Here is an 11520-nt window from a genome sequence, read left to right as displayed (position 1 = left end):
CGCTGTGCATCGGTCCGTACGTCTCCCGAAAGCGGGTCGAGGGCCAATCACCTTCGGTTGATGAGAGGTATGCTGCCGTTGTCTCGTGAATGACTGCGCTGCCCTCTCACACGCAAAAAAGGGGTGTCCTCACGGACACCCCTTTTTCGTCAGATCCCCGGATCTCCTCGGTCATCGCGCGGGGCGAAACCGGGAAGGCCGCGATTACTGATAGGAGCGGATCATCGACTCGGCGCGGGCCTTCTGGTTGGCTGCGCCGGTTTCGTCCTGAACCACCTGGTACACGGCAACCGCCTGCGCATTGCTCAGAGCAGCCACGTCGGCGTCGGGTGCGATACGCTCCAGAGCCGAGCGGGCGAAGTCGCCGGTTTTGAAGGTCTGCGCCGATGCGACGCCAGCAAAGGTGGTGGCGGCGGTCAGGGCGGCGGCGGCGATGAGTGCAACGTTTTTCATGATGCGTTCCTTTTCGATTTCGGTTTGCGGTGCGCCGAAGCGCGATCGTTTCTCGTGTTCGGCGTCTGTCGAATGAGGCTGATATCGTCCCCGCCGCGGCGGCTTTCAAATCACGCCGAACCTCACTGCCGCTCGCGAACTCGTGGCCTTGAAAGTGAGTCTTCGCGCACCAGCGCATGCCCAGGGCCAGGGAATGCTGGGAAGCGCTGGCGCAGTGTGATCGCAAATCCGCTGAATGTTCGTGAACAGATGACCTTTTACACAGCGGTTCGCATTCATTCATAAGTTCTGTGCGTATGCGCGCACCTCACGGAGGCTGTACGAAAACTGTTCGGCGCACTGCGACCGCACCGCCCGCGCATCAGACGCCCCGCCGAGGCAATGCGCTCTCGCCTTCGGCTGTTTTCATGATCCAGATCAAGGCGCCGCGCGCGCCGATGCACGAGACAGACCGCGCCCAGGTGAGGAACCGGGCCGGTGACAGGCTGCCGAGGGGGAGCGTGGGGAGCGCAGAGGCGGCCTTGTGAACCGGCCCGGGACATCTGGGCAGATGCTCTGGGCCGTCAGCCCCATGCCGCAAGGCCCCGTGTCCGCGCCTTTTGCACCGCCTCCCCTTGGCCGCTGGTCCGGCACGAGAGACCGGCTTTGGCGGGCCGCTGAGAGACTTCCTGTGCAGCCCATCAGACGCGATGTTGCGGCAGATCTCGGCTCCGCCGATGGAAGTCCTGAACGCCGCAAGAATCTGCGGGGCGGCAGCGTCGACGAAAACGGTCAGTCTGAATCGTCCTCCTGCGACCTGTCAGCTGCGCTGAGGGCGCCTTTCCCGGAACAGATGCCGCCCGGCAGGGCTCGAGGTCCCTTGCCATGCGCTCACCGCAAATCAGGTCTGCGATCCTGACCATTGTTCTGCAATGCAGCATTGGCTAGTTTGATCTCAACGGCGCAGCGATGCGCCACAAAGTTTCCTGGGGTTCTCTCCTCCTCCCTGAACCCCGGAAATCAGCGGCGACCCTCTCTCCTCCTCCCTGAGGGTCGCCGCGCTCCTCCCCTCCTCTGATGCGGCATCGACCTCTCCGCGACGTGCCGCGGCTGTTTGCTCGGGCCTTCGATCATGTCGGCTGAAGCACCTCTGGCCCCGCCCGAGCCTCCTCCGGCAACTGGCCGCCCGGCGCCGTCCATCAGACCATCACAGGCGGCTCCGTGCCCGAGGACCGCTGAGAACGACAGTCTCCGAGCAACGCGACCCTTACCTGTCCGGACCGAACCCTTGTCGCAGGCCGGGATATACCAACCAAGACGCGCCCCGCGCGGATCACGCCGAGAGCGCCCGAGCGCCGCCCATGGGGGCGCTTACGGAATCAGGCATGGCCCTGCGCGACCACGGTCTCGATGGCACGGCGCAGCCGTTCGGTGAAATCCAGCGTCACCGGGCGGCCCGCCACCAGCTCGCGGCAGAAGAGGCTCACCGGCATGTCCCAGAGCGGCTCCTGCAGCGGCAGGGTCACGAGGGTCTCGTCGCACATCGCCGAAGCCAGCGACGAGATCACCACCATGACCGCATCGGTGCCGCGCACGAAGGTGCCGAGGGCGGCGACCGAATTGGCCCGCATCGCCATCCGCGGCGGCGCGAGGCCGTGGCGCGCGGTCAGCAGCGCCGAAAGATGCAGGAAACTGTCGTCATCGGCGAAGCCGACCCAGTCGTAGCCCGCGATCTGTCGCACGCCGACCGGCCCCTGCCCGACCAGCGGGTGATCGCGCGCCACCACCAGTTCCATCGGCAGGGTCACCAGCTGCTCGCGCCGCGCATCCTCCAGCGGCTGCCCGGCCAACCCGCCCGCCACCAGCAAGAGGTCGATCCGACCCTCGGCGAATTGCATGGCCAGCTGGTCTCCGACCCCGGTCAGCAGGTCGATGGAGAGGCCCGGGTAGTCCCGCCGCATGTCGCGCAGCACCTCGGGCAGCACCGTCGCGGACCACGCCACCCCGGCGCCGATCCGCAGCGTGCCCGCCTCGCCGGTGCGCAGCGCCTTCAGCTCATCCTGCGCCTGCCGCGAGGCGGTGCGCAGGGCACCGGCGTGGCGGTAGAACAGCTCTCCCGCCGGGGTCAGCGTGACCCCCTTCACCGAGCGCTCGAAGAGCGTGGCGTCGATCTCCTGCTCGAGGTTGCGCAGGCTCACGGTCAGCGCCGGCTGCGACAGGCCCAGCGTCTCGGCGGCGCGGTGGAGGTTGCCCGCGTCCGCCGCGGCGAGAAAGTGCAGCAGCCGGCGGCTCAGAAAGGCATCGTAGGGCGACATGAGGGCCAGTTCGATAGATTAGATTTATCTTTGGCAGCGGTTTATCTATTTTACACTATCACCGCACTTCGTCCATGCTCTCCTGCGGACTGGAGGGGCAATGCGCACAGTTTTCGTACTTTTCGACAGCCTGAACCGGACGGCGCTCGGGGCCTATGGCGGCGACGCCATTGCCACGCCGAACTTCGACCGGCTTGCGGCACGGTCCGTGACCTTCGATCAACATTACGCCGGTTCGCTGCCCTGCATGCCCGCGCGGCGCGATTTGCACACCGGCCGGCTGAACTTCATGCACCGGTCATGGGGACCGCTCGAAGCCTTCGACAACTCCTTTGCCGACGTGCTGCGCGACAAGGGGGTCTACTCGCACCTCATCACAGACCACGTGCATTACTTCGAGGATGGCGGCGCCGGCTACCACACCCGCTTCGACAGCTGGGAATTCATCCGCGGGCAGGAATACGACCCCTGGGTGCCGATGGTCGCGCCGCCGCTCGACAGGTTCCGCGCGGAATTCTCGGACAAGCACTACCCGCTCGACCGCTCGAGCAAGCGCTTCCAGCACATGGTGAACCGCGAGGTGATGCAAGACGAGGCCGACTTCCCCGGTCCCAAGTGCTTTGCCGCGGGTTTCGACTTCCTCGAGCGCAACCGCGCGGCCGACGACTGGCTGCTGATGCTCGAATGCTTCGACCCGCACGAGCCGTTTCACGCGCCCGAACGCTTCCGCGACGCCTTCCCGACCGACTACGAGGGCGGCGCTCTGGACTGGCCCTACTACGCCCGCGCCACCGAGAGTCCGACCGAACTCGACGAGATCCGCGCCAACTATGCCGCGCTCGTGGCGATGTGCGACGAGTATCTCGGCCGGCTGCTCGACTATTTCGATGCCCATGACATGTGGAAGGACACCGCGCTCGTGGTGTCGACCGATCACGGCTTCCTGCTGTCCGAGCACGGCTGGTGGGGCAAATGCCGGATGCCGTATTACGAGGAAGTCAGCCACATCCCGCTGATGATCCACGACCCGCGCAACCCGCAGGCGGCGGGCAGCCGTTGCGGCGCCGTCACCCAGACGCCGGACATCATGCCGACGCTGCTGGGGCTGCACGGCGCCGAGCTGCCGCCCGAGGTGCGCGCCCATGACCTGGCGCCGCTGCTGGCGGGCACGGCCGAGAAGGTGCGCGACAGTGCCATCTTCGGGATCTTCGGCGGGCCGGTGGGCATCGCCGACGGCCGTTATGCGCTCTACCATTACCCGGTGGACTGGCGCGCGCCGGGGCTCAGGGAATACACGCTCGCGCCGCAGCACATGACCGGGCCCTTCACCACCACCGAGCTGAAGACCGCCGCCATGGTGCCGGGCTTCGACTTTACCAAGGGCGTGCCGCTGATGGCGATCGACGCCCTGCCCGATGCCAAGCGGGTGCCGATGAACGACGGTCTCGGGTTCGACGACGCCGAGACCCGGCTCTACGACCTCCGAACCGACCCGGCGCAGAAAGCGCCGGTCACCGATCCGGAGGTTCAGGCCCGGCTCGTGGCAGAGGCCGAAGCCGCATTCCGCGCGCATGACGCCCCCGAAGAGACCTATGGCTGGTACGGGATCGCACTGGAAGTAACCGCATGATTGGGAGGAACCTCATGACCCTGACATCTCGCCTCGTCGCGGCGGCCCTTGGGCTCGCCGTTCTGGCCGGTCCCGCGCTGGCCGAATTCCCCGAGCGCAACATCGAGAGCATCTACCCCTGGGCACCGGGGGCCACCATGGCCGCGAGCCAGGTGATCGCCGACGCCATGGGCGACGAGCTCGGCGTGAACATCTCGGTGGTCTCGACCCCCGGCGCCGGCGGCGTGAAGGCCTTCGAGACCGCCATGTCGCGCGACGCCGACGGCTATACCCTGTTCGACGGCTACGTGGCCCCGCTGGTGATCCAGCCGATGAAGGGCAACGCCGACTGGACCTACCAGGACTTCACCCCGCTGTGGTCCGCCACCTCGAACAGCTTCGCCATCGCCGTGCGCGCGGATGACGACCGGTTCAACGACCTCTCCGACCTGATCGCCTACATGAAGGAGAATCCGGGAGACCTGCGTTACTCCCCCGGCGTCGCCGGAGGCATCCCGCACATGGTCGGCGCCGCGACGCTGATGGCCACAGACACCATCGCCCAGCTCGTGCCCTACCCCGAGATCGACATCGCGGTGCGCGACATGCGCGGCGGCATCCTCGACTTCATGATCACCAACCCCGGCGTCTACAACGTCAACAAGGACGACATGAAAGTGCTTGCGGTGCTCTCGGATATGGAGGACGCCTCGGCCACCTACGGCGGCGCGCCGCTGGTCGGCTCGTTCGACATCGACATCGGCATGGCCAACCTCAGCCCCTCGGGCTGGAACTGGTGGCTGGTGCGCAAGGACACCCCCGAGGATGTCGTCACCAAGCTGCGCGATGCCATGGAAGCAGCCCTCAAGCGGGACGACGTGCGCCAGCGCCTGCTCGACATGGGCTACGTGCCCACCGGCTTCTCGCCTGACCAGTACGAAGAGATCGTCGGCGCCGTCGCGGGCGAACTCGAGCACGGCCAGGCCGCCATCGACTGGGAAACCGAGCGCCTGAACGGGCTCTGACCCGTCACCCGGCACGCGCATTCGGGCGGCACGCTGCGGCCGCCGCCCGTCCTGCCCTGGCCGCAACCGGAAGAGTGTCATGAAGCTGCGTGAACATGCCTATGACTGGCTTGCCTGGATCCTGATCGGCGCGGTGCCGCTGCTGATCTTCTGGCAGAATGCGACCTCGCTCAGCGATCAGGGCGTGGCCTCGGGCGGGCCGATGTCCAACGCCGCGGCCTATCCCTCGATCATCGCGTGGATCCTGCTGGCGCTGAGCCTGATCAATGCGTTGCGCATCGTCGCGGGCCAGATCTCGCAGCGCTCCCCGCTCGATCCCACCGCGACCACGCGGCTCGCGCTGATCGCGACGGGGCTCTTCGTGGTCTACCTGCTGTGCCTCGGCTGGCTCGGCTACTATCTCACGACACCGGTCCTGCTGGCGGTTCTCTTCGCGATGCTGGGGCTGAGCCCGCTTGCCGCCATCGCCGGTGCCATCGCCGCCACGCTGCTCGTGGCGGCCGTATTCGAAGGGCTGCTGAACGTGGTCCTGCCGCTCGGCATCTTCAGCTTCACCCTCTTCGGATAGGCCTGCTTCCGTGTTCGACCTGCTGCTCGAGGGGGCACCCCTCTACTTTTCCGCCGCCTCGGTCCTGCTGACCGTGCTCGGCATCATCGGCGGCCTCGTCATCGGCGTGCTGCCCGGGCTGGGGCCGCTCATGGGCATCGTGCTGCTGCTGCCGGTGGCCTTCCACCTCGAGCCGATCCCCGCCATGGCCATGCTGATCGCCGTCTATGTCGGAGGCTCCGCCGGTGGCTCGATCTCGGCGATCCTGCTGCGCATCCCCGGCACGCCGCTGGCGGCGGCGACGCTCTTCGACGGCTACCCGCTGGCCCAGAAGGGCCGCAGCCAGGACGCCATCGGCCTCTCGATCACCGCCTCGTCTCTGGGCGGTCTGGTCGCGGGCATCGTGCTGATCTTCTTCTCGCCGGTGCTGGCCGATTTCGCGCTGAAATTCGCCCCGCCGGAATATGCCGCCATGGCGCTGCTCGGCCTGCTGACCATCGCCGTGGTCTCCGAGGGCTCGGCCATCAAGGGCATGCTCGCGGGCGGGCTCGGGCTGGCGGTGGCGACCGTCGGCACCGACGAGTTCACCCAAGCCTACCGCTACACCTTCGGCACCATCAACCTGACCTCGGGGCCCAACCTCGTCGCGGTGGTGGTGGGGCTCTTCGCCCTTTCCGAGCTTTTCGTGCAGGTCGAGGGCGGCAACTTCCGTGACCGGCCGCAGATCCAGAAGCTGCGGATCTCGTTCCGCGCCCTGCGCCTGATCGTGAACCACCGCTGGAACGTGGTGCGCTCGGCCCTTCTGGGCACCGGGCTCGGCGCCATTCCCGGCGCCGGCGGCGACGTCAGCGCCTTTGTCTCCTACGCGGTGGCCAAGCGTCTCGCTGCGGAAGAGGACGGCTATGGTGAGGGTGCCGAGGGCGGGGTCGTGGCCACCGAGGCCGCCAACAACGGCACCTGCGGCGGCGCGCTGATCCCGACGCTGTCGCTGGGCATCCCGGGCGACGCCTCGACCGCGGTGCTGCTGGGTGCGCTGTTCCTGCTCGGCTTCTTCCCCGGCCCCGAGCTCTTCCAGTACCACGCCGACGTGGCGGGCGGGATCTTCCTCGCCTACCTCGCCAGCAACGTGGTGCTGATCGTGCTGGGCATCCTGCTGGTGCCGTTCTTCGGCACCGTGCTCAAGGTGCCAAAGGCCTGGCTGCTGCCGCTGGTGCTGCTGCTCTCGACCATGGGCACCTACGCGCTGCAAAACTCGGTCTTCGACCTCTGGGTGATGCTGGCCTTCGGGTGCATCGGCTACGTGCTGCGCAAGGCCAGCTACCCGCTGGCTCCGATCATCATCGGCATGATCCTCGGGCCGGTGCTCGAGAATAACTTCCGCCGGGCGCTGTTGCTGTCGCGCGACGGGCCGATGATCTTCCTCGAGCGCCCGATCAGCGCGACGATCCTCGCCATCGCGGCGGTGATGCTGGTCTACGTGACCGTCACCACGCTGCGCCCGCGCAAGGCCCGCTGAGCCGGGCCCTATCCCTGGCCGCGCAGCTCAAGCGCGAAGGCGAAGAAAGCCTGCACCAGCGGGTTGGTGTCATGCTCGCGACTGCAGGCGTGCAGCACTGCCTCGGGCGCGTCCGCGTCGCGGATCGGGCGGTAGCAGACGCCGGGGATCGACAGCCCGGTGGCCGAGCGCGGCAGGATGGTGAAGCCGCCCCCCGCCGCCACCAGCGCGATGATCGCCGGCAGCTGGTTGACCTCCTGCCCGATACCGAGCCGGAAGCCGTGGCGCTCGAACAGTGCTGCGAACTGGCCGCGCAGGTAGGACGACTTGCGCCCCGCCGCAGCGATGAAGGTCATCTCGCAGAGCGCCCGCACCGGCACCGTCTCCTGCCGTACCAGCGGGTCGCCGTCCGACAGCGCCACGTAGTACCGCTCGCGCATCACCTCGTGTGCGCGCAGTGTGTCGGTGGGCAAAGGCCGGGTCAGCGCCACGTCGATGTCACCGCGTGCCAGCGCGTCGGGAATGTCGGGCGAGATCATCTCGACCAGCTCGACCTGCGCATTGGAAAAGCGCCGCCGCAGCCGGGTGATGACATGGGGAACGAGGTGGAAGCTGGCATTCTCGATGAAGCCCACGCGCAGGAAGCCCTCGTCACCACGGGCGATGCGCCCGGCCCGTGCCAGCACCGTGTCGATACGGGTCAGAAGCTCGGGCAGGTCGGCCACCAGCGCCCTGCCCGCGGGGGTCAGCGACACGTGCCGCTGGCCCCGGTCGAACAGCGTCATGCCGATCTCGGTCTCGACGCGCTGGATCTTCTGCGACAGCGCCGGCTGGCTGATCCCGAGAATGCGCGCGGCGCGGGCGAAGTGCAGCTCTTCGGCCAGCACGACGATCGCCCGCATCTGTCCCGTGTCCATGGTGCCTCCGCCGAATGATAAGCATCGCTTATTTCCCAATTAGGTATCCCTGACAACACTTATCAGTTCCATCCAGACCCACACTCTGGACCGTCGACCGAAGGAGGAGGACCCCTTGACCCGAATGCTCACCATCACCCGTCGTGCCCTGATGCTGGCCGGAACCGCCGCGTTCGGCCTGTCCGCCGCGCCCGCCCTCGCGCAGGACGGCTGGCCGCAACAGCCCGTCAACATCATCGTGCCCTACCCGCCGGGCGGGAACACCGACCTGATCGCGCGCACCCTCGCAGAGCCGCTCTCCGAAGTGCTGGGCCAGCCCGTGGTGATCGAGAACCGCGGCGGCGCCGGTGGCACCGTAGGCGTGGGCGAAGCCTCGCGCGCCGAGCCCGACGGCTATACGCTCGTGGTCGGCGACATCGCCACCATGGGCATCAACCCGCACGTCTACGACAACCTCGTCTACGACCCGCTCGAGGATTTCGACCCGGTGATCCAGATCACCTCGATCCCGCTGGTGATGGCGGTCGGCCCCCGTCTGGAAGAGGTCGCGGACCTGCCCGACCTGATTGCCCGCGCCAAGGAGGACCCCGAGTATATCGACTACGCCTCCGCCGGTGTCGGTACCGCGCAGCACCTCGCCTTCGAGCTCTTCCGCTCGCTCGCGGGCATCGAGGCGCTGCACATTCCCTACCAGGGCTCGGCCCCCGCACGCACCGCGCTGATGAGCGGCGAGGTCGGCGTGATGATCGACGGCACGGTGGTGCCGATGATCAAGGACGGCACCCTGCGCGCGCTCGCGGTCACCTCGGAAGAGCGGGTCGCCGCCCTGCCCGACGTGCCCACGGTCAGGGAACAGGGCGTCGACATGGTCTACACATCGTGGCACGGGATCATGGCGCCCAAGGGCACCGACCCCGAGATCATCGAGACGGTCAACGGCGCGCTGGACGAGATCCTCGGCCGCCCCGACATCCGGGAACGCTTCGAAGCGCTGAACATCGGCCTTGTCGGCGGCAGCCCCGAGGACTTCACCGCCTTCGTGACCGAGCAGGCCGGCACACTCGGCGAGCTGGTCGAGATGTCGGGCGCCAGCCGCAACTGAGCCCGCCCCGCGGGCGCCGGACGATCCGGCGCCCGCCTTCCAAGAACGTACCGATTACCCGAGGTGGATGATGTCCGATCAACCGCATGTCCTTTTCGTCACCGTGGACCAGTGGCCCGCACACCTGCTGGGCTGCATGGGCCATCCCGACATAGAGACCCCGACGCTCGACATGCTGGCGCGTTCCGGCACGCTCTACCGCAACTGCTATGCCGAAACGCCGATCTGCATCCCCTCGCGCCGCTCGATGATGACAGGCCTCACCGCGCGCGGCCACGGCGACCGCGATTTCCAGCCTGCGCTGCGCATGCCCGCCAAGGCCCGGACGCTGGCCGGGACCTTCTCTGCCGCGGGCTACCAGACCGGCGCCATCGGCAAGCTGCACGTCTACCCGCCCCGCGACCGCATCGGCTTTGACGACGCGCTGCTGGCCGAGGAAGGCCGTGGCCACCTCGGCGGTCCCGACGATTACGAGATGTCCCTCGCCGACGCCGGCCACCCGGGCGAGCAATTCGCCCACGGCATGAGCAACAACGAATACGGCTGGAACACCTGGCACCTTGCCGACGACCTGCACGTGACCAACTGGACCACGCGCACCGCCGCGCGGCAGATCCGGCGCCGCGACCCCACGCGGCCCGGCTTCTGGCACGTCTCCTACACCCACCCGCACCCGCCGCTGGTGCCGCTGCAGCGCTACTTCGACCGCTACGCAAGGCGCAGCGTCGCCGCGCCGCTGGAGAGCGACTGGTCGGCAGAGACCGCGGCGATGCCGGCGCTCCTGCGCTCGGTCCGGGGCTACTACGCGACGCTGCCGCCCGAGCAGCTCGCCGACACCCGTCGGGCGTTCTACGCGCTCTGCACCCACATCGACCACCAGATCCGGCTGCTGATCGGCACGCTGCGCGAGGAGGGCATCCTCGACAACACGATCATCGTCTTCTGCTCGGATCACGGCGACATGCTGGGAGACCACGGCATGTTCGGCAAGCGGCTGATGTACGACGCCTCGGCCAACGTGCCGCTCCTGGTCATCGACACCCGCACGCACGACCGCATCGGGCGCAATGCCACCAGCGACAGGCTCGTGGCGCTGCATGACCTCATGCCCACGATGCTCGATATGGCGGGGGTGGCCATCCCCGAGGGCGTCGAGGGCTGCTCGCTGCTGGCGCCCGACACCCGCGACCACCTCTACGGCGAGAGCCAGTCCGGCGCAAAGGCGACGCGGATGATCCGGGACCGCCAGCACAAGCTGATCTGGTACCCCGCCGGCAACCGCTTCCAGCTCTTCGACATGATGGAGGACCCGCGCGAAGGCCATGACCTTGCCGCCGACCCGGCGCAGGCCGAGACGCTGGACCGGCTCAAGGCGCTGCTGCGCGGCCATCTCTACGGCAGCGATCTCGAGATGGTGGACGGCGACCGCTTCGTGGGTCTGCCCGAACCCGCTGACACCACCCCCGACAATCGCGGGCTGTCCGGGCAGCGCGGCTTTCACTATCCGCAGGTTCCGGCCAGCGACCCGGCGGTCGCGGTGGGATCGGCCTGAGCACGACCACGGGAGGAACGACATGACACGCAGGACCTTTGCCCCGGATCCGGGCGGGCTGATCTCCGGTGCCATCATGCTGGCCATCGGCATCGCCGTCACCGTGACCTCGCTCGGCTACGGCATCGGGTCGTTGCGCCGCATGGACGCGGGCTTCTTCCCGATGCTCCTCGGCGCCGGCGCGATCCTGCTGGGGCTGGCGATCACGCTGCTGCAGGGGCTGTTCCCGGTGCGCAGCGACGAGGCCGAGACGCCCGTGCCCGAGACCCTCGACTGGGCCGAGCGCTGGCACCGGCTGCGGCCGATGCTGCTGGTGCCGCTCGGCATCGCGGCCTTCGCGGCGCTGCTCGAGACCGCCGGCCTGCTGATCGCGACCTTCGCGCTGGTGCTGATCTCGGGACTTGCGGCGGAAAAGCCCGACCTCAGGCGGCTCGTGGTGATCGCGCTGCTGGCGCCGGTCGGCGCCTGGGTGATCTTCGTGCTCGGCTTCGGCCTTCCCTTCAAGCTCTACTGAGACAGGACTGAG

The 11520-nt window shown here is 67.9% G+C and carries 10 protein-coding genes; 7 read left to right on the top strand and 3 right to left on the bottom strand.

Annotation, left to right across the window (positions count from 1 at the left end):
* Window positions 1–204 precede the first annotated feature (204 nt).
* Together BLQ77_RS12355 and BLQ77_RS12350 are read right to left on the bottom strand one after the other, a co-directional pair.
* On the bottom strand, window positions 205–453 hold the full coding sequence (locus BLQ77_RS12355; RefSeq protein WP_008888169.1) for a hypothetical protein: 249 nt from the start codon (window positions 451–453) through the stop codon (window positions 205–207).
* Window positions 454–1811: 1358 nt separating this feature from the next.
* Window positions 1812–2747 carry a LysR family transcriptional regulator gene (locus tag BLQ77_RS12350; protein ID WP_089959501.1) on the bottom strand — a complete coding sequence of 312 codons (936 nt, stop codon included), beginning with the start codon at window positions 2745–2747 and terminating at the stop codon, window positions 1812–1814.
* Window positions 2748–2847: 100 nt separating this feature from the next.
* Between BLQ77_RS12350 and BLQ77_RS12345 the strand changes: the two genes are divergently transcribed.
* From BLQ77_RS12345 to BLQ77_RS12330, 4 genes are all read left to right on the top strand, one after another.
* A complete protein-coding gene (locus tag BLQ77_RS12345; RefSeq protein ID WP_089959498.1) occupies window positions 2848–4377 on the top strand; it encodes a sulfatase in 1530 nt (509 codons plus the stop codon).
* Between the two features lie 14 nt (window positions 4378–4391).
* Window positions 4392–5381 carry a Bug family tripartite tricarboxylate transporter substrate binding protein gene (locus BLQ77_RS12340; protein WP_008888057.1) on the top strand — a complete coding sequence of 330 codons (990 nt, stop codon included), beginning with the start codon at window positions 4392–4394 and terminating at the stop codon, window positions 5379–5381.
* A gap of 79 nt (window positions 5382–5460) precedes the next feature.
* Window positions 5461–5949, top strand: coding sequence for a tripartite tricarboxylate transporter TctB family protein (locus BLQ77_RS12335; protein WP_089959496.1), 489 nt, complete (start codon window positions 5461–5463; stop codon window positions 5947–5949).
* 10 nt (window positions 5950–5959) lie between these two features.
* Window positions 5960–7444: a tripartite tricarboxylate transporter permease gene (locus BLQ77_RS12330; RefSeq protein ID WP_008888193.1), complete on the top strand. Its 1485-nt coding sequence runs from the start codon at window positions 5960–5962 to the stop codon at window positions 7442–7444.
* 8 nt (window positions 7445–7452) lie between these two features.
* Here the strand turns inward: BLQ77_RS12330 and BLQ77_RS12325 are convergent, their stop codons facing one another.
* Window positions 7453–8340, bottom strand: coding sequence for a LysR family transcriptional regulator (locus BLQ77_RS12325; RefSeq protein ID WP_089959494.1), 888 nt, complete (start codon window positions 8338–8340; stop codon window positions 7453–7455).
* Between the two features lie 124 nt (window positions 8341–8464).
* Between BLQ77_RS12325 and BLQ77_RS12320 the strand changes: the two genes are divergently transcribed.
* The 3 genes from BLQ77_RS12320 (at window position 8465) to BLQ77_RS12310 (ending at window position 11508) form a co-directional block, all read left to right on the top strand.
* Window positions 8465–9442 (top strand): Bug family tripartite tricarboxylate transporter substrate binding protein, encoded by a 978-nt coding sequence (locus BLQ77_RS12320; protein WP_089959492.1) that lies wholly within the window; start codon window positions 8465–8467, stop codon window positions 9440–9442.
* Window positions 9443–9512: 70 nt separating this feature from the next.
* Entirely contained in the window at window positions 9513–10994 is a 1482-nt protein-coding gene (locus BLQ77_RS12315; protein ID WP_242661702.1) for a sulfatase-like hydrolase/transferase, read from the top strand.
* A gap of 22 nt (window positions 10995–11016) precedes the next feature.
* Window positions 11017–11508 carry a tripartite tricarboxylate transporter TctB family protein gene (locus BLQ77_RS12310; RefSeq protein ID WP_089959488.1) on the top strand — a complete coding sequence of 164 codons (492 nt, stop codon included), beginning with the start codon at window positions 11017–11019 and terminating at the stop codon, window positions 11506–11508.
* Window positions 11509–11520: the final 12 nt, after the last annotated feature.

Source organism: Salipiger thiooxidans (assembly GCF_900102075.1).
GTDB classification, from domain to species: Bacteria; Pseudomonadota; Alphaproteobacteria; order Rhodobacterales; family Rhodobacteraceae; genus Salipiger; species Salipiger thiooxidans.
This window is presented reverse-complemented; position numbering and strand designations above follow the sequence as displayed.

Coding starts and splice junctions, on each gene's coding strand:
- BLQ77_RS12315 (WP_242661702.1), top strand. CDS start 9,513: ATGTCCGATCAACCGCATGTCCTTTTCGTCACCGTGGACCAGTGGCCC.
- BLQ77_RS12310 (WP_089959488.1), top strand. CDS start 11,017: ATGACACGCAGGACCTTTGCCCCGGATCCGGGCGGGCTGATCTCCGGT.
- BLQ77_RS12325 (WP_089959494.1), bottom strand. CDS start 8,340: ATGGACACGGGACAGATGCGGGCGATCGTCGTGCTGGCCGAAGAGCTG.
- BLQ77_RS12355 (WP_008888169.1), bottom strand. CDS start 453: ATGAAAAACGTTGCACTCATCGCCGCCGCCGCCCTGACCGCCGCCACC.
- BLQ77_RS12350 (WP_089959501.1), bottom strand. CDS start 2,747: ATGTCGCCCTACGATGCCTTTCTGAGCCGCCGGCTGCTGCACTTTCTC.
- BLQ77_RS12340 (WP_008888057.1), top strand. CDS start 4,392: ATGACCCTGACATCTCGCCTCGTCGCGGCGGCCCTTGGGCTCGCCGTT.
- BLQ77_RS12320 (WP_089959492.1), top strand. CDS start 8,465: ATGCTCACCATCACCCGTCGTGCCCTGATGCTGGCCGGAACCGCCGCG.
- BLQ77_RS12335 (WP_089959496.1), top strand. CDS start 5,461: ATGAAGCTGCGTGAACATGCCTATGACTGGCTTGCCTGGATCCTGATC.
- BLQ77_RS12345 (WP_089959498.1), top strand. CDS start 2,848: ATGCGCACAGTTTTCGTACTTTTCGACAGCCTGAACCGGACGGCGCTC.